The 26,820-nt window shown below is 33.9% G+C and carries 32 protein-coding genes; 25 read left to right on the top strand and 7 right to left on the bottom strand.

Features of this window, described 5'->3' with window-relative positions; translation table 11 throughout:
- Positions 1–59 precede the first annotated feature (59 nt).
- Positions 60–1,457: a hypothetical protein gene (locus N3Z16_RS01620; RefSeq protein ID WP_282486487.1), complete on the bottom strand. Its 1,398-nt coding sequence runs from the start codon at positions 1,455–1,457 to the stop codon at positions 60–62.
- Between the two features lie 315 nt (positions 1,458–1,772).
- Here N3Z16_RS01620 and N3Z16_RS01615 point away from each other — a divergent pair, with 315 nt between their 5' ends.
- The 3 genes from N3Z16_RS01615 (at position 1,773) to N3Z16_RS01605 (ending at position 4,133) form a co-directional block, all read left to right on the top strand.
- A complete protein-coding gene (locus tag N3Z16_RS01615; RefSeq protein WP_341850338.1) occupies positions 1,773–2,198 on the top strand; it encodes a dihydroneopterin aldolase in 426 nt (141 codons plus the stop codon).
- Positions 2,199–2,200: 2 nt separating this feature from the next.
- Entirely contained in the window at positions 2,201–3,466 is a 1,266-nt protein-coding gene (folP, locus tag N3Z16_RS01610) for a dihydropteroate synthase (protein ID WP_282486486.1), read from the top strand.
- Positions 3,467–3,728: 262 nt separating this feature from the next.
- Positions 3,729–4,133, top strand: coding sequence for a hypothetical protein (locus tag N3Z16_RS01605; RefSeq protein WP_282485820.1), 405 nt, complete (start codon positions 3,729–3,731; stop codon positions 4,131–4,133).
- Between the two features lie 10 nt (positions 4,134–4,143).
- Here N3Z16_RS01605 and N3Z16_RS01600 read toward each other — a convergent pair whose 3' ends face one another.
- Positions 4,144–4,527: a hypothetical protein gene (locus N3Z16_RS01600; protein ID WP_282485819.1), complete on the bottom strand. Its 384-nt coding sequence runs from the start codon at positions 4,525–4,527 to the stop codon at positions 4,144–4,146.
- Positions 4,528–4,630: 103 nt separating this feature from the next.
- Here N3Z16_RS01600 and N3Z16_RS01595 point away from each other — a divergent pair, with 103 nt between their 5' ends.
- From N3Z16_RS01595 to N3Z16_RS01585, 3 genes are all read left to right on the top strand, one after another.
- Positions 4,631–4,828 (top strand): hypothetical protein, encoded by a 198-nt coding sequence (locus tag N3Z16_RS01595; RefSeq protein ID WP_282486485.1) that lies wholly within the window; start codon positions 4,631–4,633, stop codon positions 4,826–4,828.
- Positions 4,829–4,894: 66 nt separating this feature from the next.
- Positions 4,895–5,209: a hypothetical protein gene (locus N3Z16_RS01590; RefSeq protein WP_282486484.1), complete on the top strand. Its 315-nt coding sequence runs from the start codon at positions 4,895–4,897 to the stop codon at positions 5,207–5,209.
- Positions 5,210–5,275: 66 nt separating this feature from the next.
- The gene (locus N3Z16_RS01585; protein WP_282485819.1) at positions 5,276–5,659 is read left to right on the top strand and encodes a hypothetical protein; all 384 of its coding nucleotides are present in this window, start codon (positions 5,276–5,278) and stop codon (positions 5,657–5,659) included.
- 10 nt (positions 5,660–5,669) lie between these two features.
- Here the strand turns inward: N3Z16_RS01585 and N3Z16_RS01580 are convergent, their stop codons facing one another.
- Positions 5,670–6,074, bottom strand: a complete 405-nt coding sequence (locus N3Z16_RS01580) for a hypothetical protein (protein WP_282485820.1) — start codon at positions 6,072–6,074, stop codon at positions 5,670–5,672.
- Between the two features lie 390 nt (positions 6,075–6,464).
- On the opposite strand from N3Z16_RS01580, the gene N3Z16_RS01575 reads away from it, so the two are divergent.
- The 12 genes from N3Z16_RS01575 (at position 6,465) to N3Z16_RS01520 (ending at position 17,418) form a co-directional block, all read left to right on the top strand.
- Complete coding sequence (locus N3Z16_RS01575; RefSeq protein ID WP_282486482.1) at positions 6,465–7,013, top strand: OmpW/AlkL family protein; 549 nt, start codon at positions 6,465–6,467, stop codon at positions 7,011–7,013.
- 19 nt (positions 7,014–7,032) lie between these two features.
- Positions 7,033–7,935, top strand: coding sequence for a tRNA pseudouridine(55) synthase TruB (gene truB, locus N3Z16_RS01570; protein ID WP_282486480.1), 903 nt, complete (start codon positions 7,033–7,035; stop codon positions 7,933–7,935).
- Positions 7,935–8,204, top strand: a complete 270-nt coding sequence (gene rpsO / locus N3Z16_RS01565) for a 30S ribosomal protein S15 (RefSeq protein ID WP_223938691.1) — start codon at positions 7,935–7,937, stop codon at positions 8,202–8,204. The genes truB and rpsO overlap by 1 nt, the downstream gene beginning before the upstream one ends.
- A gap of 305 nt (positions 8,205–8,509) precedes the next feature.
- On the top strand, positions 8,510–10,753 hold the full coding sequence (gene pnp, locus N3Z16_RS01560) for a polyribonucleotide nucleotidyltransferase (RefSeq protein WP_282486479.1): 2,244 nt from the start codon (positions 8,510–8,512) through the stop codon (positions 10,751–10,753).
- A gap of 114 nt (positions 10,754–10,867) precedes the next feature.
- Positions 10,868–11,449 carry a histidine phosphatase family protein gene (locus N3Z16_RS01555; protein WP_223938689.1) on the top strand — a complete coding sequence of 194 codons (582 nt, stop codon included), beginning with the start codon at positions 10,868–10,870 and terminating at the stop codon, positions 11,447–11,449.
- 326 nt (positions 11,450–11,775) lie between these two features.
- A complete protein-coding gene (lpxD, locus tag N3Z16_RS01550) occupies positions 11,776–12,804 on the top strand; it encodes a UDP-3-O-(3-hydroxymyristoyl)glucosamine N-acyltransferase (RefSeq protein WP_282486934.1) in 1,029 nt (342 codons plus the stop codon).
- Positions 12,801–13,262 carry a 3-hydroxyacyl-ACP dehydratase FabZ gene (gene fabZ / locus N3Z16_RS01545; RefSeq protein WP_282486478.1) on the top strand — a complete coding sequence of 154 codons (462 nt, stop codon included), beginning with the start codon at positions 12,801–12,803 and terminating at the stop codon, positions 13,260–13,262. Before lpxD ends, fabZ begins: the two co-directional genes overlap by 4 nt.
- 3 nt (positions 13,263–13,265) lie before the next feature.
- Complete coding sequence (gene lpxA / locus N3Z16_RS01540) at positions 13,266–14,048, top strand: acyl-ACP--UDP-N-acetylglucosamine O-acyltransferase (protein WP_223938685.1); 783 nt, start codon at positions 13,266–13,268, stop codon at positions 14,046–14,048.
- Positions 14,035–14,856 (top strand): LpxI family protein, encoded by an 822-nt coding sequence (locus N3Z16_RS01535; protein WP_282486476.1) that lies wholly within the window; start codon positions 14,035–14,037, stop codon positions 14,854–14,856. The genes lpxA and N3Z16_RS01535 overlap by 14 nt, the downstream gene beginning before the upstream one ends.
- The gene (locus tag N3Z16_RS01530; RefSeq protein WP_282486475.1) at positions 14,853–16,532 is read left to right on the top strand and encodes a M61 family metallopeptidase; all 1,680 of its coding nucleotides are present in this window, start codon (positions 14,853–14,855) and stop codon (positions 16,530–16,532) included. Before N3Z16_RS01535 ends, N3Z16_RS01530 begins: the two co-directional genes overlap by 4 nt.
- 347 nt (positions 16,533–16,879) lie before the next feature.
- Complete coding sequence (locus N3Z16_RS01525; RefSeq protein ID WP_223938677.1) at positions 16,880–17,131, top strand: CopG family antitoxin; 252 nt, start codon at positions 16,880–16,882, stop codon at positions 17,129–17,131.
- Positions 17,132–17,145: 14 nt separating this feature from the next.
- Positions 17,146–17,418: a hypothetical protein gene (locus N3Z16_RS01520; protein WP_223938676.1), complete on the top strand. Its 273-nt coding sequence runs from the start codon at positions 17,146–17,148 to the stop codon at positions 17,416–17,418.
- A gap of 278 nt (positions 17,419–17,696) precedes the next feature.
- Here N3Z16_RS01520 and N3Z16_RS01515 read toward each other — a convergent pair whose 3' ends face one another.
- Together N3Z16_RS01515 and N3Z16_RS01510 are read right to left on the bottom strand one after the other, a co-directional pair.
- Positions 17,697–20,096, bottom strand: a complete 2,400-nt coding sequence (locus N3Z16_RS01515) for a penicillin-binding protein 1A (RefSeq protein ID WP_308744898.1) — start codon at positions 20,094–20,096, stop codon at positions 17,697–17,699.
- A 130-nt stretch (positions 20,097–20,226) separates the two neighbouring features.
- On the bottom strand, positions 20,227–21,399 hold the full coding sequence (locus N3Z16_RS01510) for a penicillin-binding protein activator (protein ID WP_282486474.1): 1,173 nt from the start codon (positions 21,397–21,399) through the stop codon (positions 20,227–20,229).
- 37 nt (positions 21,400–21,436) lie between these two features.
- Here N3Z16_RS01510 and rsmI point away from each other — a divergent pair, with 37 nt between their 5' ends.
- The 7 genes from rsmI (at position 21,437) to N3Z16_RS01475 (ending at position 25,253) form a co-directional block, all read left to right on the top strand.
- The gene (rsmI, locus tag N3Z16_RS01505) at positions 21,437–22,288 is read left to right on the top strand and encodes a 16S rRNA (cytidine(1402)-2'-O)-methyltransferase (RefSeq protein ID WP_223938380.1); all 852 of its coding nucleotides are present in this window, start codon (positions 21,437–21,439) and stop codon (positions 22,286–22,288) included.
- Positions 22,289–22,351: 63 nt separating this feature from the next.
- A complete protein-coding gene (locus N3Z16_RS01500) occupies positions 22,352–22,537 on the top strand; it encodes a hypothetical protein (protein ID WP_223938379.1) in 186 nt (61 codons plus the stop codon).
- Between the two features lie 237 nt (positions 22,538–22,774).
- Positions 22,775–22,978: a hypothetical protein gene (locus N3Z16_RS01495; protein ID WP_223938378.1), complete on the top strand. Its 204-nt coding sequence runs from the start codon at positions 22,775–22,777 to the stop codon at positions 22,976–22,978.
- A gap of 173 nt (positions 22,979–23,151) precedes the next feature.
- Positions 23,152–23,358, top strand: coding sequence for a 50S ribosomal protein L35 (gene rpmI, locus N3Z16_RS01490; protein ID WP_223938377.1), 207 nt, complete (start codon positions 23,152–23,154; stop codon positions 23,356–23,358).
- 17 nt (positions 23,359–23,375) lie between these two features.
- On the top strand, positions 23,376–23,738 hold the full coding sequence (gene rplT / locus N3Z16_RS01485) for a 50S ribosomal protein L20 (RefSeq protein WP_223938376.1): 363 nt from the start codon (positions 23,376–23,378) through the stop codon (positions 23,736–23,738).
- A gap of 383 nt (positions 23,739–24,121) precedes the next feature.
- Complete coding sequence (locus N3Z16_RS01480) at positions 24,122–24,439, top strand: DMT family transporter (protein ID WP_223938375.1); 318 nt, start codon at positions 24,122–24,124, stop codon at positions 24,437–24,439.
- A gap of 409 nt (positions 24,440–24,848) precedes the next feature.
- Positions 24,849–25,253, top strand: a complete 405-nt coding sequence (locus N3Z16_RS01475) for a hypothetical protein (RefSeq protein ID WP_282485820.1) — start codon at positions 24,849–24,851, stop codon at positions 25,251–25,253.
- Between the two features lie 10 nt (positions 25,254–25,263).
- Here the strand turns inward: N3Z16_RS01475 and N3Z16_RS01470 are convergent, their stop codons facing one another.
- Together N3Z16_RS01470 and N3Z16_RS01465 are read right to left on the bottom strand one after the other, a co-directional pair.
- Positions 25,264–25,647, bottom strand: coding sequence for a hypothetical protein (locus N3Z16_RS01470; protein WP_282485819.1), 384 nt, complete (start codon positions 25,645–25,647; stop codon positions 25,264–25,266).
- 66 nt (positions 25,648–25,713) lie between these two features.
- Positions 25,714–26,652, bottom strand: coding sequence for a hypothetical protein (locus N3Z16_RS01465; RefSeq protein WP_282486472.1), 939 nt, complete (start codon positions 26,650–26,652; stop codon positions 25,714–25,716).
- Between the last annotated feature and the right edge of the window lie 168 nt (positions 26,653–26,820).

The raw sequence follows: 26,820 nt of genomic DNA, 5'->3' as shown, positions 1-26,820 counted from the left end.
GGTTACTTAAATAAAATTAATGAATACTCAATATATCTACAAACCTTTTAAATACAAGGCTATAATGGTTTTATTTCGTAAAAATTCAAACCCGCAATGAGTTCTTTAGAAAAAGCTGTGAAATGTCCAAGTCCTAAACCCTTTGGATCGAATAACTCTGCGATAAATGTTTCTTGTACTTCTGAGGAGACTTTTGGCAGAAGTTTAACATAAAAATTTACCAAAACATCAAATACATCCTTTTGCAACTCTTTTTCAGAGTGCCAAAGTGCAAATATTTCTTTTATTGATGTTATTTGCTCTTTTTCATCATGTATATCAGACAAGTTAAAGTATGGTGCTATCTCTTCTTTGAGGCCTGCTAATATTAATGTCTTTATTATATCCTTATTAATATGTTTATGATCATCAATTGCATAGTAGGATAGCTCTATAAAAAAATCGTTCTTTGTTAGCAAGAGCAGTTTTTTGAATTGATCATCAGTGACTAACTTTTTCTCAAGGTCTAGCTTTATTTTTTTTGCTGCTTTCATAGACGAAGCCAGAATATTAAAATTTGGGTCATATTCTTTAGGTGAAGTAATAAAATAATTGTTGCTTTCTAGATATTGGAGCACAGACGGATTCATGTCCGGTAAAAGTTCACAAACTTCTGTTAATAGCCCTTCTGCTGCGATTTTAGCTCCGGTTTCTGTATTTGGGAGATCAAATGCTTCTCTTATAAATATTTTTTGAACAGATGGATCCATTTCTTGTAAAAATTCGTTTATCTCGTGCGATAATTTTTTCAATAAATTCGATGCTTCTTTAACATTTTTTAGTTCAAATATTTTTTCAATTACTCTTGCTTGAGAATAAGCGTTTAGCGGAGTTAAATATTCTTTGATATTGATGTTTTTAAAGAATTCAAAAACCATTTTAGGTTCTGTATATCTATGCCATGTTAAACTGTAAATTTGTTGATCTTCATCCTTTAAGCTGCTTAAATGCGCCATGAATTCAGTAGCTTTCTTAGCCCAAGCTGGAGAATTTGGCATTGACAAATTATAAATAATTTCAGTCATTTGTACGGTGTTGAATTTACTAGCAGCCGCGCCTATAAAAATCTGCTCAAATAAATATTCCCTTGCATTTTCTGATAACTTATATTTAAAAGTGCTTACCTCTTCTAGGGCTTTTGATAATTGCTCATGGTTTAAGCCAAGTAATGCATCATAAAATGAACTAATAATCATACCGGTATTTTGCAAGGATGTCCCAAGTTTAGTAAATCTGATAATTAGCTCATCACTTAGCGTATGATCTTTTAGTATATCTATACATGTTTTTAGATCTTCCCAGTTGTCGTGATCTATTGCAGCATGGCTATCTGTTATAGAATCCTCTAATTTTTGTAAGTGACTAATAAAAGGTAATTCTTGTGAAGGATGGTACTCTAGGTTGGTTTTTTTGCTCATGTTTTTACCCTCAATTAAATTGAGTAATTATTAACATAAATTAACTTAATTTACAAGAATAAAATTTAATAAATTTTAACTATATTATATTTATCAAAAATAAAAATTAATTAGATTAAGTGATATAAAGAAGGGGTTTTGAAAAAATTTAAGCAGGAAAAAGCGTATAAATATAAACTTCAAACTGCTTTCTGGTTGACAATCTAAATACCTCATAATATAGTTTTTATATATCTCTAGCTCTAAGAAGTAACCTTGCAGGTTAGTTGTTTAAGATAAGTAACAGGCTTGCTGGTAACTTAAGGTAAACCAGAAATTATTAAAATAAGAGGTTATATCCCACCAGATAAATTATTTAAGCTTTCAATTTTAGATTTGCGAATTTGGGTTCGTCTTGGCTGCAGCGACCAGGAGAAATTTAATCCTCAACTCCTTAGTTTGAATGTCGAATTATATTTTAAAGCCCTGCCAGAAGGTGCAACAAGCGATAAATTAGAAGATACTGTTTGTTACTCTGACCTTGTCCAAAACGTAAAATCTTTTTGCCGAAATAGGCAATTCAATTTAATTGAACATTTAACGGCAGAAATTTATCAGGTTGTAAAGGATTCTTTAAAACAACATAGGTCTCTTGTTACCTTTATCGGCGTTACTGGTCATAAAATGTCGCCACCTGTGCCTGATATTTACGGAGGTGTTACTTTTACTTATTGTGATGACTTAAGTTCTACAAAGGAGTAAGCATGGTATATATAAGCCTGGGCTCCAATTTGGGGAATCGTATAAATAATTTAAGAACAGCATCTGCCTTTCTAATACAACGCTGTTTGCATAACACTACTTGTTCTATAGTGCTAGAAACAGAAGCTATTTTACCGGAAAATGCGCCAATTGAGTGGAACAAACCGTTTTTAAATATGATAGTTTCGGGAGAAACAGAGTTATCACCTAGTGAATTGCTTGCAGCTTTAAAATCCATTGAAACTGAAATGGGAAGGCCTGAATTTTACGAGTTATGGTCACCTCGGATTATTGATTTGGATATTCTTCTTTGGGATAAACTAGAAATTAACTCTTCTGACCTCAAAATTCCCCATCCTGAGTTAGCTAATCGGCCTTTCTTGCATCATCTTCTTGCTCTTATGGGGTTAAAAGCCTGGCAAAATGTTGGATTTTCTCCTTCATTTAAGAAAAGCTTGGTATTATCGCCTCAATTAGTAGGTGTGGTAAATGTTACGCATGATTCCTTTTCGGATGGAGGTAATTTTAGCCAAACTGATAAAGCGATTCAGCAAGTGCTAAAACTAGCCGCTGATGGAGCTAGTACCATTGAAATTGGGGCGCAATCTACGAGACCAGGAGCAGTTATAGCTGGCCCTGATCAGGAGTATAATAAATTAAAACCGGTTCTCGATAATATTATACAATTTATGCAAGATCGGACACTAACTATTAGTATTGATACGTTTTGGCCTTCAGTAATAAGTAAACTCCTCGAAAATTATCCTGTGGCGTGGATTAATGATGTAAAAGGTGAACTTGATGATGATACATTAAAATTAATAGCCGCCAAAAATTGTAAAATATGCTTAATGCACTCTCTTACCATACCGCCAACTAAGGAAATAATTATTCCCCTCGAAAAAAAACCTGTAGATGTTATTGTAGAGTGGGGAAAAGTTAATATTGATCGATTGCTTACACTCGGGTTTTCTCTTGATCAGATTATTCTAGATCCTGGTATCGGTTTTGGTAAATCCACTTATCAAAATATCGAAATTCTGCAAAAGGTAGTTGAGCTTCAAAAATTTGGAGTAAAAATAATGATAGGTCATTCTAGAAAATCCTATCTTAGTGCCTTTACTTGTCGAACTGCGGCTCAAAGAGATATAGAAACTATAGCTGTTTCTTGTTTTTTAGCAGAAAAAGTTGATTTTTTGCGAGTGCATAATGTAGAAGACCATATGAATTTTTTAACTGTTTATAAAAATTTTACTCAAACGATATAATGTTCAAATTAAGAACTCATTGCTGGTTTCATAGTTTAAAAACGGGTGGGTTTTTATTCTCGTCGATAAGATTTTGGAACTGCAGCTTTTGTATTGGAATTTTTGATGATTTTATAATCAAATTGCTTAATTTTTGGCAATTTGGGCAGTATTCTCCCTTTAGCTTCATCCGCACCTTGTTTAATCCATGCTTAGCCGTTATCCACAAAAATGCCGCAGGTTAACCATGCTGTAGGCTATAGTTTTCAGAGCATAATGGTTTATGCTGTGGAATTCAAATCTCAGTAACAACCGTTTGAATTTATCTTCCCAGGCAAATATTCTCTCTATCGTTCTAAACCTTTCTTTAAAGATTTTCCGGCAAAAAGTTTGCTTTCTTCCTCGCTTAGATTTCTTGCGACTCCTTTTATTCTCTGGCATATTAGGAGTCATGCCAAGATTAAAAATTGCTTTACGATTTTTACGTGAATTATATACACCATCTAAGCTCATGGTACTTTCCTTGAGATCTATACCTATTAGTTTTACAATCTTTTTTAAGTTTGATATTGCAGGAGTAAGCAGGATTCCTTCATTCCTATTACCCGGAGCAGTAACAAAAGGCGCAATAACATTGCAGTTTCTATCACAAAACGGTACAACCTTGTCTCCTTTAGTGTGTTTATGACCATTATACCCTAAGTTGTCACCCCTTTTTTAGCAGAAGTACAAGTACCATCACCATGTAATATATCAGTATCAAGCATTCCAGCTTTAAATAACCTTGCCACCGAAGCTTCGAAAATCTTATCAAAGCATCCGTGCTTAACCCAGAACTTAAAAGCATTATAGATATTAGTATAGTGAATTTCTGGCATGCCGTCTTTATTTTTGTCTATTGGTATCTGTTCCCATTGGCAACCAGTATGCATGAGTTTAAGAATGTAATTAAATAATTTGAAAAATGATATCTTTTTACTTGGACCACGTGTGCCTTTTTTAAGATGCGGTAAGACAAATTCGTTAAATTCATCTTCTCTCAAAACAGTAGGAAGCTTGTTGTATCGTCTAATTCTGCTCATTCTATTTGGTTACTTAAATAAAATTAATGAATACTCAATATATCTACAAACCTTTTAAATACAAGGCTATAATGGTTTTATTTCGTAAAAATTCAAACCCGCAATGAGTTCATTATTTAATTACATTCTTAAACTCATGCATACTGGTTGCCAATGGGAACAGATACCAATAGACAAAAATAAAGACGGCATGCCAGAAATTCACTATACTAATATCTATAATGCTTTTAAGTTCTGGGTTAAGCACGGATGCTTTGAACTCATTGCGGGTTTGAATTTTTACGAAATAAAACCATTATAGCCTTGTATTTAAAAGGTTTGTAGATATATTGAGTATTCATTAATTTTATTTAAGTAACCAAATAGAATGAGCAGAATTAGACGATACAACAAGCTTCCTACTGTTTTGAGAGAAGATGAATTTAACGAATTTGTCTTACCGCATCTTAAAAAAGGCACACGTGGTCCAAGTAAAAAGATATCATTTTTCAAATTATTTAATTACATTCTTAAACTCATGCATACTGGTTGCCAATGGGAACAGATACCAATAGACAAAAATAAAGACGGCATGCCAGAAATTCACTATACTAATATCTATAATGCTTTTAAGTTCTGGGTTAAGCACGGATGCTTTGAACTCATTGCGGGTTTGAATTTTTACGAAATAAAACCATTATAGCCTTGTATTTAAAAGGTTTGTAGATATATTGAGTATTCATTAATTTTATTTAAGTAACCAAATAGAATGAGCAGAATTAGACGATACAACAAGCTTCCTACTGTTTTGAGAGAAGATGAATTTAACGAATTTGTCTTACCGCATCTTAAAAAAGGCACACGTGGTCCAAGTAAAAAGATATCATTTTTCAAATTATTTAATTACATTCTTAAACTCATGCATACTGGTTGCCAATGGGAACAGATACCAATAGACAAAAATAAAGACGGCATGCCAGAAATTCACTATACTAATATCTATAATGCTTTTAAGTTCTGGGTTAAGCACGGATGCTTTGATAAGATTTTCGAAGCTTCGGTGGCAAGGTTATTTAAAGCTGGAATGCTTGATACTGATATATTACATGGTGATGGTACTTGTACTTCTGCTAAAAAAGGGGTGACAACTTAGGGTATAATGGTCATAAACACACTAAAGGAGACAAGGTTGTACCGTTTTGTGATAGAAACTGCAATGTTATTGCGCCTTTTGTTACTGCTCCGGGTAATAGGAATGAAGGAATCCTGCTTACTCCTGCAATATCAAACTTAAAAAAGATTGTAAAACTAATAGGTATAGATCTCAAGGAAAGTACCATGAGCTTAGATGGTGTATATAATTCACGTAAAAATCGTAAAGCAATTTTTAATCTTGGCATGACTCCTAATATGCCAGAGAATAAAAGGAGTCGCAAGAAATCTAAGCGAGGAAGAAAGCAAACTTTTTGCCGGAAAATCTTTAAAGAAAGGTTTAGAACGATAGAGAGAATATTTGCCTGGGAAGATAAATTCAAACGGTTGTTACTGAGATTTGAATTCCACAGCATAAACCATTATGCTCTGAAAACTATAGCCTACAGCATGGTTAACCTGCGGCATTTTTGTGGATAACGGCTAAGCATGGATTAAACAAGGTGCGGATGAAGCTAAAGGGAGAATACTGCCCAAATTGCCAAAAATTAAGCAATTTGATTATAAAATCATCAAAAATTCCAATACAAAAGCTGCAGTTCCAAAATCTTATCGACGAGAATAAAAACCCACCCGTTTTTAAACTATGAAACCAGCAATGAGTTCGAATACTCAATATATCTACAAACCTTTTAAATACAAGGCTATAATGGTTTTATTTCGTAAAAATTCAAACCCGCAATGAGTTCACAGAAAGTATCTTGCTGTTTAAAATTAGAGGCTTTTATGCCGCTACAAATGCAAAAATGAGCAACTTACCTGCTCCGACAATTGCGGGGGCTTCAAAACCCGGAAAACTTGCACAACAGGGGTATGGCTTTGATACAGCTATGACAATATTTGTAACTGAAAATATTGCAGCTGAGGTCTCTCTTGGTCTTGGTTTCTACAAAGGTAAATCTTCTACGCTCTTAGGTGCTGCAGATGCTTACGGTAGCGGTGGTACTGGTCTTGGAAAAAGAAACCAAATTTTTATGGTCCCAGTTACCTTATCTGCCCAGTATCATGCTGCTCCATATGGTGGTCTTAGGCCTTATGTTGGTGCTGGTCTTAATGGGACCTACATGCATACACGTTCAAAAGCTATTAAAGTTGATAGTGGTTTTGGACCTGTACTCCAGGCAGGTGTAGATTTTATCTCAAAAGATGATACCTTATTTACCTTAGATATCAGGCAATATTTGTTAAAAACAAAGGTTAAATTTAAAAAAGGCTTCCTTGCTACCGATGGTATCAGTTCAAAAGTTAACTGGAATCCACTAGTGATTTCTGCCGGTTTCGGTTTTAAATTTTAGATAGCCCTTTAGGCCTTTTGTGGACGGCTGGCTTAATTTATATAAACCAAGGGGTATAAGTTCTGCTAAAGCGGTAGCAGTTGTTAAAAGTTATTTTAAAAAATCTAGGATTGGTCATACCGGAACTTTAGATCTGGAAGCAGAAGGAGTCCTGCCGATAGCTATTGGCCAGGCAACAAAATTAGTAAGTATTCTCATTAATAGTTCAAAAGAGTATATATTTACTATTCAGTTTGGCTCTCAAACTGATACCGGTGATTTGGCTGGGAAAATTATTAAAAAAACAGATATTATTCCTACAGAAGATGAATGCCTGAATGTATGCCATAAATTTGTTGGTATAATCAAGCAAATACCTCCGATATATTCAGCACTAAAAATCAATGGAGTTAGGGCTTATAAGCTGGCAAGGCAGAATAAAGAATTTGAAGTAAACCCACGTTTCATAACAATTTATGACTTAAAATTATTATGTTATGATAGTCATACTAAGCGTGCAACTTATGTGGTCAATTGTTCTAAAGGTACATATGTTAGAACCCTAGCGGAAGATATTTCTTTATCCTTGCATAGTTTAGGATTTGTGGTAGAATTGCGCCGCACAAGGGTTGGAATATTTACTGAAGAAAACTCAATAAATATGTTTAACATAAACTGCAAAACTTTTGATGAAGCTCATGCTGTAGTTAAAAGTAAGTGCTTGAAGGTTGAAGATGTACTAGACGACATCCCGGTACTTGAAGTAGATGAATTAGTTGCCCAGAAAATTAGGTATGGCCAGCAATGTGATTTCGATAAAGTAGAAAATCATGATCAGATCTGGCTTAAATACGATAACAAAATTTTGGCTATAGGTAGTTTATCTGATGAAAGCTTCAAATCTTCAAGAGTGTTTAACTATAAAAAAGATGGAGAGGAATGATGTCGATACAAGCAGAGGTGAAAACAAAGCTAATAAAGGAATATGCAAACGCCGAGAATGATACAGGTTCTGTTGAAGTGCAATGTGCTATCCTTTCGGAAAGAATCAAAAACCTGACTGAACACTTGCAGAGTAATCATAAAGATTTCTCTTCAAGAAGAGGGCTTTTAATGTTAGTCGGACGCAGGCGTAGGTTACTTAATTATCTAAAAAGTCAAAGCCTTGATAGGTATGTTAAGCTAATAAACAAGCTTGGTATTAGGAAATAGAGATGGTAAAGGGTCTTAAAAGACCCTTTGTCGTTTGTTAAGAAAATTAGTAATACATATTGTAATCTGGTTAGATTTATAGGATTAGTTTTAGGCATCATACACAGAAGTGATTTTATAGGAGATACCTAATCCATAAGTTTTTAATGGGTGTGGCATAGATCAATACATACGGGTAGGAACTACCATCTAGAGCTTTGGAAGGTGTCAATTTCAGCTTGGGAACTATAAACCAGGACGCCAACCGGCATTTAGCCATTTTGATGGTTCGTATACTAAACAATAAATTAGAAAAAGGTAAATGGATGTTTAACGAAATAATAAAAAAAACTAACTGGAATGGTTCTGATCTTGAATTATCTACCGGTAAAATAGCACGCCAGGCCGATGGCGCAGTAATGCTGAAAATGGGTGATGCGGCAATTTTATCTACGGTAGTTAGTGCAAAACAGGTAAAAGAGGGAGCAGATTTCTTTCCCCTTACTGTTAATTATCAGGAACGTGCTTATGCTGCAGGAAAAATTCCTGGTGGTTTTTTTAAAAGAGAAGGAAGAGGTAGTGAAAAAGAAATATTAGTCTCAAGATTAATAGATCGTCCTATAAGGCCGTTATTTCATCCTGGTTTTTTAAATGAAACGCAAGTTCTTTGTACGGTACATTCTTATGATCCAAAACATAATCTTGATATTTTATCAATAATAGGAGCTTCGGCTGCGCTTGCCGTTTCTGGTATTCCTTATCTGGACATAGTTGCTGCAAGTAGAGTTGGGTACATTGACGGACAATATGTTTTAAATCCTTCGCTTGAAGAGCTAGGGAATAGTAAATTAGATTTGGTTGTGGCAGGTACAAAAGACTCAGTAATGATGGTAGAGTCAGAAGCGTCATTGCTTACCGAAGAGCAAATGCTCGAAGCAGTAAAATTTGGTCATCAAGGATTCCAGCCAGTAATAGAACTGATAGAAGATCTCAAAAAAGCTGTTGATAAAGCTCCGTGGGAAACAAAAGAGCTATTTCCGCAAGTTCTAAAAGACCAAATACGAAATTTAACAAAAGAAGCGATTAAAGAAGCCTTTACGCTCCAAATAAAACAGGAAAGATATACTTTAATTAGTGATATAAGATCAGCAATGATAGAAAAATTTACTGCTAATGAAGAATATAGTGCGGTTCAGGTGATTTTTGCTTTTAAAGAAGTAGAATCTGAAATCCTTAGAGCTGATGCTTTAAAAAATAGGGTCAGAATTGATGGTAGAAAACCTGATGAAATTAGACCAATAGAGTGTGAAACCTCCTTGTTTCCAAGTACCCACGGTTCTGCTTTATTTACAAGAGGTGAAACCCAAGGGCTAGTAATAACAACTCTTGGTACAGGTCAGGATGAGCAGATAATTGACGCTTTGGAAGGGGAATATAAGGAGTATTTCCTGTTAAATTACTTGTTTCCACCATATTGTGTAGGCGATGCGTCACCTCTTAGAGCACCAAGCAGAAGGGAAGTGGGGCATGGCAAACTTGCCTGGAGAGCTTTAAAGAGAGCTTTGCCAACAAGAACTGAATTTCCTTATACCATAAGGGTGGTATCGGAAATTACGGAATCTAACGGTTCATCTTCAATGGCAACAGTTTGTGGCGGTTCAATGTCTATGATGGATGCGGGTATTCCAATGATAGCCCCAATTTCAGGTATTGCTATGGGTCTTATTAAGGAAGGTGATAATTTTATAGTTTTATCAGATATTATTGCTGACGAGGATCATTTAGGAGACATGGACTTTAAGGTTGCCGGTAGCAAAGATGGTATTACTGCCTTACAGATGGATATTAAAGTTAGGGGTATTACTTTTGAAATAATGGAAAAAGCTCTAGAGCAAGCAAAAGCCGGACGCATTCATATTTTGGGTAAAATGGCTACAGCTATCACAACTAATAATTTAGTAAGTCAAAATGCCCCGATGATAGAATCCTTTAAGGTCGGTAAGGATAAAATTAGGGAAATAATTGGCCCTGGGGGGAAAATTATTAGAGAGATCTGCGAAACAACAGGAGCTAAAATTGACATCACAGATGAAGGACTAGTTTCCATATCGGCGGTTGGTAGGGATAAATTGGATGCCGCAATTAGCAGAGTAAAAGCAATTGCAGTTGATCCTGAAATAGGTGATATTTTTGAAGGCACAGTAGTGAAAATCTTAGAAGCAGGAGCTTTTGTTAATTATTCCGGCAATAGAGATGGATTTGTCCATATTAGCGAAATTTCGCATGAAAGGGTGGAGTCGGTTACAGGATCTCTAAAAGAAGGACAAAAAGTTAAAGTAAAGCTTATAGGTTTTGATCGTGGTAAAGCAAAATTAACTATCAAAAATGCTGAGGGTTCTCAGCCTGAAAAACCTAAAAAAGAAGTTCAGCTAAATGAAAAAGCCGTGATTCCTAAAAATGTTACCCCACCACCAACTTCTAAAGGTGAAAAAAGGGAAGTAGCTAAAAAATGGAAAAACAAGCCAGTTAGTGAAGATGAAAACATAACTGAGAGAAAATACTTCAATTAATCTGAATTGCGGTTTCTTGATAGTAGTTGTGCTTAGATTTTACATATTATAATATTAAAGTATTTCGAAAGAGAACGTGCTACTAATGATGTAAGTTTTTAAGCAGTAATTAAGATGCCTTTTATACACAAGTCCTTTTACTTTTTACGTCACGGAGAGACTGACTGGAACAAACAGCAGAGAATTATGGGCCAGTCAGACATTCCGTTAAATAAAAACGGTGTCTTACAAGCAAAAACAGTAGCTGAGAAAATTCAAGTTTTACCAATTGATGCAATCGTTACCTCACCACTTAAAAGAGCTTATGCAACAGCAGAAATAATAGGCAATAAAATTCGCCAACCTGTCTTCATCGAAAATGACTTACAGGAATTTTGCTGGGGTGTTATGGAAGGAAAAGTAAAAGGGGATTGTTCTTACAAGGACACTCCTTTTGAACCAGAAAAATGGTGGAAACAGGGTATAGTACCGACGGGTGCGGAAGCTTTTTCCGAGTTTGTAAGTAGAGCAGTGAAAGCTACTAACTACCATTTACCCCTTTATCAAAGTATATTATTTGTAGCACACGGTGGTATAATTATGGCTATACTTGCAGCTATCAGCAAACCACCACAGAGGGTTGATAATACTGCTTTATTTCATTTCACGCCCCCTGATCTTGGTAAAACCTCTTGGGATGTTAATATAATTAACTAAAAATTTTTATCATTATAATTATAATCGATTTTGAAACATGCAACGGTTTTATCTATTATTTAAGCTTGGATTATTGTATTTAATCAGCCCTGGCTTATATTTAGCATCTAAATATAAATTACCAGAAGATACGGTAATGTTGTTCCGCATGACTGTTAATATCACTTATTATACTGCTATTATTGCAATTATTTTTATAATAAAATATAAGCAATAAATATCAAAAAACTTATCATTTAAAATTTGCAACATAAAATAATATTTGTTTTATTTACTAGGATTTTGCTTCTATTATTCTTATCATAAATTATATATAATATAAGGTTATTCTAGTGTCTGAAAATCGCTTCTGTAAAAATTGGGGCCCATTTAAATTAGGCCAGATTGCTTCTGTTATTGGTGCAAATATTGCATATAATCAAACTGATCTCTTGATAGGCGATATCAAATCCTTAAAAGATGCAGGTAGTGGGGATTTAACGTTTCTAAGCAATAAAAAATATGTAGCTGGGCTTAAAGTGTGTAAAGCAGCTGTCTGTCTTGTTCCTCTAAATTTCGAGCTAGAGTCTAAAATCATCCCTATTCTGCTTCAAGTACCAAATCCTTATTATGCTTACGCTTTGCTAGTTGATTTATTTTATGCTCCGGCAAAAGAACTGAAAGGGTGGATAGCACCTTCCGCATTTATAGCTAAATCTGCTAAAATTGGTAAAAATTGTTATATAGATCATAATGTGGTAATAGAAGAAAATGTTGAGATAGGAGATGATTGCGTAATTGAATCAGGTAGTTTCGTTGATTACGGTGTCCGAATTGGCCACAGAGCTAGAATTGGTTCAAATGTATCTATTTCTTATGCGTTAATAGGTGATGATGTAGTAATCCTACCTGGAGCTAGAATCGGACAGGACGGTTTCGGTTTTGCTACTCATCAAGGGGTGCATAAAAAAATATATCATACGGGATCGGTAATAATAGGCAATAATGTTGAAATCGGCGCAAACACAACTATTGATCGAGGTTCGATGAATAATACAATAATTGAGGATTTATGTAGAATAGATAATTTAGTTCAAATAGGTCATAATGTTCACATAAAAAAAGGTGCAATTCTGGTAGCGCAGGTGGGTATTGCTGGTAGTAGTGTGATAGGTTCTTATTGTGCACTTGGAGGGCAGGTAGGAGTGGCAGGACATATTACCATTACTGATAATGTACAAATTGCTGGTCAAGGCGGGGTAATTCAGGATATAAAGGAATCAGGAATTATGGGAGGAACGCCGGCTGTTCCGATAAAGGACTGGCATAGGCAGACCATAATTTTAAAAAAATTAATTAATGAAAAAAAGAAATGAATACGCAAGAAGATACATCAATGGATATCAATCAAATAATGTCGATAATACCTCATAGGTATCCTTTTTTATTGATAGATAGAATTAAAGAAATAATTTTAGGGGAATCTATAATTGGTATTAAAAATATAACTTTTAATGAACCTCAATTTACTGGGCATTTCCCAAGCAGGCCGATAATGCCAGGAGTTTTAATTATTGAAGCAATGGCGCAATTATCAGCTGTGCTAGTGGCTAAATCCATGGAGACTACTGAAGATAAAGAAGTATTTTTTATGTCTATTGAGGAATCAAAATTTAGGAAAATAGTAGAACCGGGGGATTGTCTGGTTATGTATTCTAGTATAGTTCAAAACCGTGGTTCTGTTTGGAAATTCAAGGCACGTGCAGAAGTTGACGGTAAAATCGCATCGGAAGCAGTTTTTACTGCAATGGTAAGAGATAAAAATAAAGGATAAGAGATGATACATAAGAGTGCCCTAGTTAGTAAAAAGGCTAAAATTGGAAATAATGTAAAAATAGGACCATTTTCAATTATTGGCGATAAGGCTATTATTGGGGATAACGTAGAAATAAAATCACATGTGGTTATTGAGGGGAGAGTGACAATTGGTGAAGCAACAATTATTTATCCATTTGCTTCCTTATGTTATCCACAGACTTTAAAATATCAGGGGGAAGATTCAGAAATTATTATTGGTAAAAACAATACAATTCGAGAATATGTAACGATTCAGCATGGAACTGAGGACGGTTCAATGCGTACTACTATTGGTGATAATTGCTTATTTATGGTAGGTGTTCATATTGCCCATAATTGTACTGTCGGCAATAATGTAATTTTTGCTAATTATGTTAGTCTTGCTGGTCATGTTAATGTAGGGGACTTTGCAATTATCGGAGGTCTTTCAGCTGTGCAGCAGTTTGTTAGAGTGGGCTCTCATACAATGATAGGTGGGATATCTGCGGTAGTAAGAGATCTTGTTCCTTATGGCCTTGCAACAAGTGATAGGGCTCACCTGGAAGGTCTTAATTTGGTTGGTATGAATAGGCGTGGTTTTGATAAACAGCAATCTCTGGAAGCAAGCAAAGTAATAAGAGAGATATTTAATGAAAATTCCGAAAATGTTTTTACTAAACGCATTGAACTTGCTCGGGAGAATTACCCCGATAATAAAATTGTCCAAGAGATAGCTGAATTTCTTCTGGCCGATAAAAACAGGAGTTTTTGTGGTTTTAAATAAGAATAACTTAGGTATTATCGCTGGAAGTGGGCTGTTGCCCTCTGAGATTGCAGATTTACACTTAAAACAAGGAGGCAATGTTTATATTGCTGTTCTGGAAGGGGAAACCGATATTTTACACATTACTAAATATCAGTACAAGCAGTTCCCGATAGGATCGGTTGGGGCACTTCTTGAGTATTTTAGAGAAAATAATGTAAAAGAAATTATTATCATCGGCGGTATAACAAGGCCTGATTTAAAATCGGTGAAAGTAGATAAAGCAGGTTCTCTCTTAATAGCTAAAATTTTAAAGGAAAAATTTTTAGGTGATGATAATATATTAAAGATAATTTCTGATTTTATTGAATCGAAAGGTTTCAAAGTTATTTCCCCTAAAACTTTATTAGAGCTTGGCACTTATGAAAAATTATATGTGAGTAATAAATTGCCTTCTAAACAGGATCAAATAGATATTGAGCTTGGCTCGCAAGTTATTAAATCTTTAAGCAATCTTGATATCGGGCAGTCAGTTATCATTGCTGATGGTTATGTACTTGGTATTGAAGCTGCAGAAGGAACTGACGCTTTAATTAGGCGCTGTGAATTGCTCAGAAAAACTGAAAGAGGAGGGGTTCTGGTTAAAATGGCCAAGTTAACGCAGGATATGCGTCTTGATCTACCGACAATTGGCCCAGATACTATATTTTACCTTGCGAAACATGGCTATAATGGCCTTGCTATCCAAAAATCCGGGGTGATAATTGTAAAACCTGCAGAAACCCTTACACTACTTAATGAACACGATTTATTTATATCTTACATATGAATAAATTTAGTAGCTGTATTATAATTATTTTCTTATGGGGTATTGCATCGTCTAATGTTGTTTTTGCTAATAGCTATTCCTCAATTTATTATACCATTACTCCTTTATTCGGAAATAAAGCACCGGCAATAAAAGTAACGGCAGATATTAGAGGGGATATAAAGGATCAATTAGTTGTTGATTTGCCATGCAGATGGGCTAGCGGTGAATATGTAGAACAGCTGAAAGAGGTTAAGGTAGATAATTTTAGCTATCGCATAATTTCAAATAATGAACTTTGCAACCAGCTGATCATAGCAACACCTAAGTCTACTGATAGAGTTATTATAAATTATGAGATTCATCAAAAAAAGGGTGATCCGGCCGAAGTCCATGAAGCAATTATCCGTACAGATTTAGTACATAGTGTCGGTTATGGAATATTTGCCATACCAAATGATGCACGAGAGGCAGGTGAAGTATCTTTTTCTATAGAATGGAAAGAAATGCCGAGTAAATGGAAAACGATTTCATCTTACGGGATTGCTCAGTTCCTCAATTTTAGAGCAAAAGCGCAGGAATTACTACATGCAATTTATGCGGCAGGAAACTTACGTATGTATCAGATTGCTGATAATAAAAATCCGGTTTTCTTGTCACTCTATGGGTCTTTTGATATTAAAGATGGCTTAATTGTTACTTCACTTCAAGAGATTGTTAAAACTCAAAGGTCGTTCTTTAATGATCATGATTTTCCTTATTATGTTATAAGTTTAATTGAAGGAAATGATACAAATTCAATGGGAGGAACTAGATTATACGATAGTTTTGCAGCTTATTTACCAAAAGGCATGAAGCATTTGGATTATTATATTCTTTTTGCCCATGAGCATTTACATAATTGGCTAGGAGGTAAAATACATAATAATGGGCGAGACAGCTTGGATTATTGGTGGAGTGAAGGATTTACTGATTATTATGCAAGGGTTCTAGCATTACGTTCTGGAGGTATTTCGCTTGAAGAATTTATTGATGAATGCAATCAAATATTGAGAAATTACTACTTATCTCCTGTGATAAATCAACCTAACACCACGATCAAAAATAGTTACTGGAAAAATGAAAATGTACAAAAACTTCCGTATACTCGCGGTTTTGTTTTTGCTATTTACCTAAATAGCCTTATTAAACTCCATGATGATACAAAATCTATAGATAATATTATATTAGATCTGTTTAAAATCGCAAAACAACAACCATTTTCTGTAAAATCTTTTAAAGAGAGCGCTAAAAACTATATATTCCAAGGGATTGAACAGGAAATTGCTATATTTATAGATCAAGGAAAAATAATTGATTTAACTGCTGCTGCCTCTATTTTACCTCTGGAAAAAATAAAAATGGGTCCGTATGAGCGTGGTTTTAATAGGGATAAAATCTTAAAAAACAAAATTATACATAATATTAACCCTAACAGTAACGCTTATAAAGCCGGATTAAGAAATGGAGATAAAGTAGTAGAATTTAGTTTTCCTAAAGGCTCTGATCCTGATCAGATAGCAACAATAAAAACAATTAATAAAACATTTAAATTCAGACCAGAGAGTGATAATAAAAAAGAAATATATCAATTTAAATCAAACTTATCCTCAGAAGATAAGCTGAAAATCAAAAGATTCTTTGGAGTTGAAATTTAACTGCAAGAGTATATCTGCTTCTCAATTCTTTGGAGTATTGTAACTATTAGGACTATCGTTGAAGTTTTCTGTTGACTTAATTTTTGTCCTATTTACTTATTTTACTTAAATTGGAAAATCATATTTAACCTTACTACCCTTTAATTATTATAACTAACTGATAAGAGTTCTGCTTACGATAAAGTAATATATAATAGGAGTGGTGGGGTAAAATGCTTATAACAAACAGGTTGTTAATTAATCGTAGAATTTATTACCTCTAACTCTTAATTTTTTAATAAGTATTGACATAGTATGTACAAATATGGTAAATTGTACTAATCAATAATTAACCGGTATATCAAATAATGAATACAATATTAGATAAATATGAACAAAATATTGAAGATAGTTTTAATGCTCAAAAGAGTATAAAGACTAAATCGTTAGTAGATAATTTAAAGATAGCTGCTACTAAGCACTTAAAAAGCAAAAAATCTATTACTATAAGAGTTGCAAATCATGATCTTGAAGCGATTAAGATTAAAGCTTCAAAAATGGGTTTAGCATACCAAACTTATATTAATATGCTAATTCACCATGATGCCTCTAAGATTTAATTATTATTAGTAGGATGAATTTTAAATACAACTACGAGAAAAACTCTCAACTGCTAGAAACGAGAGGGATTGGTTTTGAAGAAATAATTCAAGCTATTTCCGAAGGGAATATATTAGATATTAGAAAACATCCTAATGAACTAAAATATCCTGAGCAGAAAATTTTATATGTCCGTGTATTAGAAGAAGTATATGCTGTTCCATTTATAGAAGAAGAAAAAGACTGCTTTTTTCTAAAAACGCTATTTCCTACTAGAAAAGCAAGGAAAGAATTTTTAGGCCTATAATATAGTTACATCTAGAGTATACTTTACCACAACAATACGCAATTTCAATTCGTCCAAAATCTGATGGTTTTCCTGTTTTTACAGAAGTGTTACGTCACGCAGGTGTTAAGAAACAGATGGTTTTTGCAATCGTATTGTATTAGGTATATTTATTTAACAGAAGAAGAAGCTATTAGTTCAGCAAGGAATTCCTATTATAAAGGGTATTTATGAAATCAGTTTGCAAATTAGCTGTGTTACTTGCAGCCAAAAGCTAAGCACTAAAGCGTAACTAGGACTTAATATATTTCCTCTGACGGATCTTCTTTTGGTAATATAATATTGTCCTGGATTTTTGAGAAAGGATCGAAAAAGTCTTCTAACTGGGTTTTACTTTCCAAATTCTTTAATTCTGTATCATAATAATTTGCTTTAAAAGCTTCTATTATTGAACCTTTTTCTGTTGATGGTTTACCAGTATCATAGTTTACTGGAATTAAATTAATTGATTTTGGTATCTCAAAATCAACAGATTCAATATCCTTGTAACCGTTATTCATAAAATTTATAAATATTGGGAGTGCAACAGTAGCGCCAGTTGCACTTTTTCCGAGGCTTCGAGGAATATCATAACCGATATAAGTACCTACTACTATTCTGGGGGTAAATCCTATAAACCAGGTGTCTTTCCCCTCGTTACTTGTACCAGTTTTACCGGCTATAACTTTAGGAATGATTTTTGCTGCCTGCCCAGTTCCTCTTTGGATTGCCCCCATTAAAATAGAAGTAATTTGATAATCTGTGGCATCATCGGTAATGATATGTCCTGACGATACTGGAATTATCGGCAGTAATGCATTGCCAGTTTCATCATGTTTATATTCCTTACATTCCATACATTCCGTATAATCCCTACGGTAGAGGACATTGCCTTTTCTATCTTTAATTAATTCGATATAATGTGGTGTAACTTTTCGTCCCTTATTAGCGATAATGCTATAAGCCATAGTCATCCGCTCGAGAGTGGTTTCCAGAGCTCCAAGAACAATTGAATGGATTTTTGGCGAGGGATTATCGTTAATACCGAACCTTTTAAAGGTTTCAGCAATTTTTCTAAGACCTGCTATCTGTCCAACTCTAACAGTGATACTGTTACGCGATTTTTCCAATCCTTTCCGCAGGGTCATTGTGCCCATAAATTTGTTGTCCCAATTTTTAGGTTTCCATACAGGCATTCCTGCGCCTTGATAAATTTCAATAGGAGAATCAGGAAATAAATCATTAGGTTTAGCACCATTTTCAAGGGCTGCTAAATAAACAAAAGGCTTGATTAAAGAACCAGGTTGCCTTTTTGCTTGGGTAGTTCTATCAAATTTGCTTATATCGTAATCATAACCGCCTTCTGCGGCCAGAACCCTTCCCGTATAAGGTTCAACTACCATTATACCGCCATTAACCTCTGGTATCTGTTGTAGTTTATAATCATTTTCTATTTTTTCGACTACTATAACATCACCGTTTTTAAGTAAATCCCTCGCTGAATTCAGATTTGTTTTTGTCCGAGCCATATCCGCCAGTTTAATAAAGGCCGTTTTACCGTCACGTAATCCTATTTTTGCACGAGAGTTTTCAACGTTTAATACTACTGCGAGTTTGTAATGCCTTAACCCAACCGGTCTTGGAAGAGCTTCTAAATCTTTCTGCCAATTAGTTAAAGGGATATTCCTAAGAGGCCCTCTGTAACCTCTTTTCATATCATAAGTCTTAATACCGAACCTTAAAGCGTTAGCGGCACTTTCCTGTAACTTGGAATCTACACAACTGATAATGGTTAAACCTGCTGTATAGAAATACTCTTCACCAAACATGCCTATTACTTCCGACCGCACTTGCTCGGCATAATAATCTGCATCTAGAGTCTGAACTTTATCTTGTTTAACGAGTTTTAGTGGTTCATTTATTGAGTCTCTTGCTTCTTTTTCAGTAATATATCCATCATCATACATGCGTCCGATTACGTAATTTCTTCGAGCTAGTGCCCTTTCGTAATTTTTCTCAGAGCCATATTGCGACGGGGCTTTGGGAAGCGAAGCCAAAAAAGCAGATTCAGCGATAGATAATTCTTCTACTGATTTGTTAAAATAACCAAGCGCTGCAGCTGCAACCCCATAACCTTTTCCTAAAAAGAGCTGATTTAAATATAGCTCTAGAATTTGGTCTTTGGACAAAACCTGAGAAATCATATAGGAAAGTATGGCTTCTTTAACTTTCCTTTCAATCGACCTTTCCGAAGTTAATAGAAAGTTTTTTACAACTTGTTGAGTAATAGTTGATCCGCCCTCAAATCTAGTACCATTAATAACATGAGAAACATTTGCAAATGCCGCTCTGATAATACTGAATATATCAATACCGGGATGACTATAAAAATTTTTATCTTCAGCTGCTATAAAGGCTTGTGCAAGAGACTTAGGTACGCTATTTATCGGGACAAAAATTCTCTTTTCTTTCGCATATTCTTCAATCAATTTTCCATCTGCTGAATAAATCCTAGTTACGCAGGGAGGATGATATTCTTTTAATTGTGAATAATCCGGCAGATCTTGGCTAAAGTGCCATAGAATAGCAATTACAACTGCAATCCCCAAAATAGCAAGGGCTAAACTTAGCTTAGTTGCAAGGATTAAAAATCTAAGCATTAGTAACTGTATAATTTATTTTGATTTTTTAAATATAGAGATAAGTTCAAAAAAAGTCATTAATTATGTGAATCTAATCTTTTTCAGAGTTAAGGTTAACTGCCCTATGCATTACTACTTTCAGCAAAAATTAATTATTAGGAATTGATAAAACTTTTTCCTCTATCTCTGCTTTTGGATAGTTATCTTGTAGAGTGTATACTCCATTCTGCTTTTTGATAATTTCGTATTCACGCTGGGCTATAGAATCTATAAAATATAACTTGCCCGATACACCCGAAAACTTTTTGGAACTTTTTAATCTAGTTAAAAAATCTTCCTGTCTGTAATTACCGATTATGTTACTTGCAACTATCTTTCCAGCATCATAAGCAAGAGCGTGCATAAAGGAGAAGTAATTTATGCCTAAAGTAGCAGCTCTTTGCTTTAGGTTGCCATTTTCCAGAGTAATTGATCCGGTGTAAATAATTTCAAATTGCTTATCATCGATTACATCTATTCTGTTATCGCCTGCGATAACAGCTTTTTTATCTAAATTAAAATTTTTTGCAAATTGGTATATCCTTTTTAAATTTTCTGGGTCATCACCCACTATGACTACCGGCCTTTTCAAAATCTCATCCTGTTCATTTAAATTACTTACAGTATCAGAAACAATATTAACTGCTTTCTCTATATCTTCATCAGTATTATTATAAAATTCCATTCTACTAAGTGTTGCTTCTTTATTTGCTATAATATTCTGAATTATTTTGCTAACAATTTGTGTGTGTCTACCGGTTGGTAATAAAATTACATAATTCTTATATTCGTTATTTATTAGATAAGTAGTAATTTGTTCGATTTGTCTCATAGGAGCATGACCAAAGATAAACATATTATTATCAGCTAATGTTGGGTCATTTGAAAGAGATAGAGCAATTACGTCTTTATCTTTGATCGCTGCAGAGAGAACCTTAGTATCTTTAGAATATATCGGCCCAATTATGATCTTAATTTTTTGTTCTAATATTCTTTTAATGGATTCTTTTAATTTAATTTCATCAGAACAGTCATAAGAAGTTACTTTAATTTTTGTTTTAGCGCCATCTCCTAATCCCATTTTTATCATTCCAGCGTATTGTTTTGCGAGTAATTCATTTTCACCAGATAATGGTAGTAAAAGCGCAACTTCAGTAATGGTATTATTTGATAAGCTTTTTTTACTATTAGTGTTATTGTTACTAGATTCACAAGCAGTAAGAACCAATAGAAAACAAAAAGAAATAATGAATTTTGTAAATTTTTGTTTTATGTTGTTCATGTTATATTCCTAAATTTTAAGACAATTCTTATTTTATATGAATTTTAGACCCGGGCTTTATATAGTATCAACTCCAATTGGTAACTTAAACGACATTACCATTCGGGCGCTTGAGAATCTAAAGAACTCTGATATTATTTTATGTGAGGATACCAGAATATCAGCAAAATTACTAGCAAAACATAATATCACCGGCTCTCTTTCCATATATAATGACAAAAGTGATGAGACAACTCGTAAATACATAATAAAAAATATAGAAGCCGGTAAAGTTGTTTCTTTAATTTCTGATGCCGGAACGCCGTTAATTTCTGATCCCGGATATAAATTGGTTAGAGAAGTAAAAGAAAAAGGATATTTTATTGATATAGCACCTGGGGTTTCTGCTCCGATAGCAGCATTAACTCTTTCGGGTTTACCCTCTGACCGGTTTATATTTGCTGGGTTTCTTCCCAAAACGGATATAGGAAGGGAAAAGGTTTTTTTAGAATTTGCAGAAGTCGATGCAACACTTATCTTTTTTGACAGATCTACCAGAATAGTGGATTCGTTGCAGGCTGCATTAAAAATTCTCGGTAATCGAGAAGCTAATGTTTCTAGAGAATTGACCAAGCTCTTTCAGGAATCGAGAACGGTTGATATAGAAAGTTTAATAAAATATTACAGTCAGAATTTACCCAAAGGAGAGATAGTATTATTGATTTCCGGTAAAAAATCACTTGAATCATCTGAGGAAAAACTAATCACAGAAATTAAAAATTTACTTATTCTGGGTACGCACACAAAAGATATTACTCAACAATTGTTTCAAAAATACCACAAACATTACAAAAAAAGTAAAATTTATAAAATTTGTAATTCTCTAAAAGGAACAAAGCATAGAATCTAGTTTATTTTTTCTAAAAAAGTGCTATAGTGTGTACACCAATTTAATTTATTTAAGGAGTTTAAAATGTTAAGATTACTTGTTATTCTAGTTAGTGTATTTGCTTTATCAAAAGTTGCTTTTGCAACAGGTTCTGCTAAAGGTTCAGCTGAAACTACTCCTGTTACTGAAGTTAGCAAAGATGCAGCGCTTCAGGATGATGCAACTGCAGAAAAAGAGTTGAATGAAAAAGGAAAAGGAAGCAAGAAATAATAATTTTTAGTTAAGCTTTCTAAGTTATAAGTGGTTCTATATGCTAAAGGTTAGTGTTATTATCTCTACACTATTCTTTTTTAACGTCGTGGCGGGATTAAGTATTACTAATACAAAAACCAGGCCATAAAATTAAAAAAGCATATAGAACACAACAAATAAAAAGTTCTAGCACATCGTTTAGCAGTTTAAGGTAGTATCAATAAAAATTTTTATCAATTTATTAAGGAGTCTGTTATGTTTAAAAAATTAGCATTATTACTCAGTGTTCTTGCGATATCAAAGTTTGCTTTTGCAAATACCGGATCTGAAGGTTCTGCAGCTGGAAAGGCTCACGAAGAAGGACACGCTAAGGCCCATGAAGAGCATGGTAAAAGCCATGACAAAGGTCATGAGCATCATGGTGATAGCCACGGAAAAAAAGGATCAGCTTCTAAGTAATTCCTTTAAGCTCCTAAATTCAAGCCTTTAATCAGTAAAATCTGTTTTAGTTTTATAACTAAAGGCTTGAAAAAAGAATATGCATTAAGTATAATGCCCTTTACAGCAACGTGGCTCTGGTATGCCTAATTTGCTGTTTGTTTATTTTTTTAAATGCCAAAAAGAGAGTCAATATGCCTAAAATGAAGACACATTCGGGTGCAAAAAAGCGCTTTAAGCTTACTGCAAGCGGCAAAGTAAAAGCTAGTCAGGCAGGTAAGCAGCACTTTATGAGACGTCGTACGAAAGCTCAACTTCGCAATCAAAGAGGAACTACAATACTTGGTGATGAAGATGCGAAGAGATTAGTAAAGATTTTCCTTCCTAATGGGACTAATTAAAAAATGAGAGTGAAATTATGACACGTGCAAAAGCAGGAATAGTATCCAAAAGTCGCCACAAAAAAATAATCAAGCTTGCTAAAGGTTATAGAGGCAGGGCAAAGAATTGTTTTAGAATAGCAATTGAGAAAGTAGAAAAAGGATTACAGTATGCGTATAGAGATCGTAGAAATCGTAAGCGTGATTTTAGAGGCCTCTGGATTCAAAGAATTAATGCAGCTGTAAGAGAGCATGGAATGGTTTATTCTAGCTTTATTAATGGATTAAATAAGTCCGGGGTTGTTGTGGATCGTAAAATGCTGGCAGAGCTTGCTGTAAATAACGCCGATAGTTTTGCCCACATTGTAGAGCAAGCCAAAAAAGGTTTAACCGCAAAATAAGGAATATACTTCCTTTTTTAGGCTTCCATAAGCCATAGATTTGTCTTTGTAACTAAGAATTTGGGGGATAAGCAAAAAGTATAGAAGCTGCATAACAGCTGCTATACAAATTAGCCCCAAATTATTCTTAATGAAGGTGTTATTGTTCTCTTGATGCTTCTCAATTCAATTACCATAATGGGTTATACGCTAGAGTAAAGAAATATCCCAATTTTACTTTAGGGGTGTTAGATGAACTTGTCCTTTATTCTGTTGATTTTCTGTAAGTATTTTTATATGGCTTAAATTTTTAAGGTATATGAAAAGCGCAATGTCTAACAATAATTGCATATATTAATAATATTACTTATTTTTATATCATAATTTATTAATCGATTAAAAATATGTCTTGGTTTTACCTTTTTATGGCGGGGATATTTGAAATATTTTGGGCAGTAGGGATAAAATACTGCGATGGATTTAAAATTACTATTTCTTTGGTTTTAGTAATAATTTCCATGGCTCTTAGTGTAATTTTTCTGGGATTAGCCACTAAAACCATTCCAATGAGCATAGCTTACGCAGTGTGGACTGGTATTGGAATAGTAGGAGTATTCATTTACGGTCTGTTAATACTGAAAGATCCGATTTCGGTTAAGAATATCATTTGTGTTGGGATGATTTTAATAGGAATAATTGGGCTAAAGTTAGGGATAAAATGATCAAAATAATATGAAAAACATATCTATTATTTCCTTTTTCTGGCAACATATAAAGCCTTACAAATGGTATTATGCAGGAATGCTTATAGCTCCTGTAATAGGGGCTATCTTTCCATTTGCTTATCATTATGCCGTCAAGTTATTTATTGACTTAATGTCGAACTCATTGCTGGTTTCATAGTTTAAAAACGGGTGGGTTTTTATTCTCGTCGATAAGATTTTGGAACTGCAGCTTTTGTATTGGAATTTTTGATGATTTTATAATCAAATTGCTTAATTTTTGGCAATTTGGGCAGTATTCTCCCTTTAGCTTCATCCGCACCTTGTTTAATCCATGCTTAGCCGTTATCCACAAAAATGCCGCAGGTTAACCATGCTGTAGGCTATAGTTTTCAGAGCATAATGGTTTATGCTGTGGAATTCAAATCTCAGTAACAACCGTTTGAATTTATCTTCCCAGGCAAATATTCTCTCTATCGTTCTAAACCTTTCTTTAAAGATTTTCCGGCAAAAAGTTTGCTTTCTTCCTCGCTTAGATTTCTTGCGACTCCTTTTATTCTCTGGCATATTAGGAGTCATGCCAAGATTAAAAATTGCTTTACGATTTTTACGTGAATTATATACACCATCTAAGCTCATGGTACTTTCCTTGAGATCTATACCTATTAGTTTTACAATCTTTTTTAAGTTTGATATTGCAGGAGTAAGCAGGATTCCTTCATTCCTATTACCCGGAGCAGTAACAAAAGGCGCAATAACATTGCAGTTTCTATCACAAAACGGTACAACCTTGTCTCCTTTAGTGTGTTTATGACCATTATACCCTAAGTTGTCACCCCTTTTTTAGCAGAAGTACAAGTACCATCACCATGTAATATATCAGTATCAAGCATTCCAGCTTTAAATAACCTTGCCACCGAAGCTTCGAAAATCTTATCAAAGCATCCGTGCTTAACCCAGAACTTAAAAGCATTATAGATATTAGTATAGTGAATTTCTGGCATGCCGTCTTTATTTTTGTCTATTGGTATCTGTTCCCATTGGCAACCAGTATGCATGAGTTTAAGAATGTAATTAAATAATTTGAAAAATGATATCTTTTTACTTGGACCACGTGTGCCTTTTTTAAGATGCGGTAAGACAAATTCGTTAAATTCATCTTCTCTCAAAACAGTAGGAAGCTTGTTGTATCGTCTAATTCTGCTCATTCTATTTGGTTACTTAAATAAAATTAATGAATACTCAATATATCTACAAACCTTTTAAATACAAGGCTATAATGGTTTTATTTCGTAAAAATTCAAACCCGCAATGAGTTCCTGGAAAGACTGGTATTTATTTTCAGCAACAAAAGGTAAAATATTATCGCTATAGGTTATAATGCTATACGTTTGGAATGAGGGGAGTCTTTCAAAAATATCACATAAAGCTTTATTGCATAAAAATATTATGCAAATTTTTAAATCTAGACTGGTCGCATATGTTTTATATTTTAAAATTTTATCGCTAATTGCCTGTTCAATTGTTCCTACTATATAAAGATCTGATTTATCTGATGGAAAACTTATAGTTAACTCATCCAGAATATTTTTCTTATACTTAGTTGCAATTCTGATGCCACTTGTTTCAGTAATCGTAACAAAAATTTGCAAATCATTTTGAACCTTAGGCGTGTGTTTTATTGCTAAAATTGTATCAACTATTGATTCAAATTCCAAAGATAAAAAATATATACCGTTAAATCCAAAAGAATTATAGATCACAAATTCTAGCACCTGACTTGTTGGAGTGATATAAGGCGAAGACGCAATTACCGTTTGCCATACTTCTCCACCAGCATTATTGGCATCTATATTATGTACAGTATAAGCAACTATATCATCTGAATTATAATTATCCTGAATAAATTTCTCTATAGGGTTAGATTTTATTATAGATTGAAGCATGGGTATGAATTCATGCTTTATCTGACACGTTGGAGAATCTAGCAAAACCAGCACTTGAAATTTTTTATAATTCTTTAAAAATGTGCAGCATACTTGGAAATGGTCGTCTTTTTCATAAGAGACAAAAATGTTGTCGATGGCCTGGTGTTTGTAGCATGCAATAATTTTAATCCCAACTTTTCCAATAAAAATTATCAAATTTTGCTTATGTAAAAGATTATTGATGAAATTACCGACTATTTCTAATTTCGAACTAATTTTTTTCATCTTAAATTCTTACCACAAAAATATCATCTGAACCACACCTTAGAGTATGACTAATATCCTCTCGAGCTCAAATGCAATAAAATCCTTTAAAAAGCTTTTTAAAATAATATTGTAATTTAGCCATAAATTCTTTAATGTGCTATCCTAAAATAGAGTTAAAAATTAAAT

Origin of the sequence: Candidatus Megaera polyxenophila, from assembly GCF_029982035.1 — a bacterium.
Taxonomy (GTDB): domain Bacteria; phylum Pseudomonadota; class Alphaproteobacteria; order Rickettsiales; family Rickettsiaceae; genus Megaera; species Megaera polyxenophila.
This window is presented reverse-complemented; position numbering and strand designations above follow the sequence as displayed.

Bases quoted from the DNA above. Each gene is read 5' to 3' on its own strand.
- N3Z16_RS01620 (WP_282486487.1), bottom strand. From the start codon at position 1,457: ATGAGCAAAAAAACCAACCTAGAGTACCATCCTTCACAAGAATTACCT.
- folP (WP_282486486.1), top strand. From the start codon at position 2,201: ATGGTATATATAAGCCTGGGCTCCAATTTGGGGAATCGTATAAATAAT.
- N3Z16_RS01605 (WP_282485820.1), top strand. From the start codon at position 3,729: ATGCTGTGGAATTCAAATCTCAGTAACAACCGTTTGAATTTATCTTCC.
- N3Z16_RS01600 (WP_282485819.1), bottom strand. From the start codon at position 4,527: ATGAGCAGAATTAGACGATACAACAAGCTTCCTACTGTTTTGAGAGAA.
- N3Z16_RS01595 (WP_282486485.1), top strand. From the start codon at position 4,631: ATGAGTTCATTATTTAATTACATTCTTAAACTCATGCATACTGGTTGC.
- N3Z16_RS01590 (WP_282486484.1), top strand. From the start codon at position 4,895: ATGAGCAGAATTAGACGATACAACAAGCTTCCTACTGTTTTGAGAGAA.
- N3Z16_RS01585 (WP_282485819.1), top strand. From the start codon at position 5,276: ATGAGCAGAATTAGACGATACAACAAGCTTCCTACTGTTTTGAGAGAA.
- N3Z16_RS01580 (WP_282485820.1), bottom strand. From the start codon at position 6,074: ATGCTGTGGAATTCAAATCTCAGTAACAACCGTTTGAATTTATCTTCC.
- N3Z16_RS01575 (WP_282486482.1), top strand. From the start codon at position 6,465: ATGAGCAACTTACCTGCTCCGACAATTGCGGGGGCTTCAAAACCCGGA.
- rpsO (WP_223938691.1), top strand. From the start codon at position 7,935: ATGTCGATACAAGCAGAGGTGAAAACAAAGCTAATAAAGGAATATGCA.
- pnp (WP_282486479.1), top strand. From the start codon at position 8,510: ATGTTTAACGAAATAATAAAAAAAACTAACTGGAATGGTTCTGATCTT.
- N3Z16_RS01555 (WP_223938689.1), top strand. From the start codon at position 10,868: ATGCCTTTTATACACAAGTCCTTTTACTTTTTACGTCACGGAGAGACT.
- fabZ (WP_282486478.1), top strand. From the start codon at position 12,801: ATGAATACGCAAGAAGATACATCAATGGATATCAATCAAATAATGTCG.
- lpxA (WP_223938685.1), top strand. From the start codon at position 13,266: ATGATACATAAGAGTGCCCTAGTTAGTAAAAAGGCTAAAATTGGAAAT.
- N3Z16_RS01530 (WP_282486475.1), top strand. From the start codon at position 14,853: ATGAATAAATTTAGTAGCTGTATTATAATTATTTTCTTATGGGGTATT.
- N3Z16_RS01525 (WP_223938677.1), top strand. From the start codon at position 16,880: ATGAATACAATATTAGATAAATATGAACAAAATATTGAAGATAGTTTT.
- N3Z16_RS01520 (WP_223938676.1), top strand. From the start codon at position 17,146: ATGAATTTTAAATACAACTACGAGAAAAACTCTCAACTGCTAGAAACG.
- N3Z16_RS01515 (WP_308744898.1), bottom strand. From the start codon at position 20,096: ATGCTTAGATTTTTAATCCTTGCAACTAAGCTAAGTTTAGCCCTTGCT.
- N3Z16_RS01510 (WP_282486474.1), bottom strand. From the start codon at position 21,399: ATGAACAACATAAAACAAAAATTTACAAAATTCATTATTTCTTTTTGT.
- rsmI (WP_223938380.1), top strand. From the start codon at position 21,437: ATGAATTTTAGACCCGGGCTTTATATAGTATCAACTCCAATTGGTAAC.
- N3Z16_RS01500 (WP_223938379.1), top strand. From the start codon at position 22,352: ATGTTAAGATTACTTGTTATTCTAGTTAGTGTATTTGCTTTATCAAAA.
- N3Z16_RS01495 (WP_223938378.1), top strand. From the start codon at position 22,775: ATGTTTAAAAAATTAGCATTATTACTCAGTGTTCTTGCGATATCAAAG.
- rpmI (WP_223938377.1), top strand. From the start codon at position 23,152: ATGCCTAAAATGAAGACACATTCGGGTGCAAAAAAGCGCTTTAAGCTT.
- rplT (WP_223938376.1), top strand. From the start codon at position 23,376: ATGACACGTGCAAAAGCAGGAATAGTATCCAAAAGTCGCCACAAAAAA.
- N3Z16_RS01480 (WP_223938375.1), top strand. From the start codon at position 24,122: ATGTCTTGGTTTTACCTTTTTATGGCGGGGATATTTGAAATATTTTGG.
- N3Z16_RS01475 (WP_282485820.1), top strand. From the start codon at position 24,849: ATGCTGTGGAATTCAAATCTCAGTAACAACCGTTTGAATTTATCTTCC.
- N3Z16_RS01470 (WP_282485819.1), bottom strand. From the start codon at position 25,647: ATGAGCAGAATTAGACGATACAACAAGCTTCCTACTGTTTTGAGAGAA.
- N3Z16_RS01465 (WP_282486472.1), bottom strand. From the start codon at position 26,652: ATGAAAAAAATTAGTTCGAAATTAGAAATAGTCGGTAATTTCATCAAT.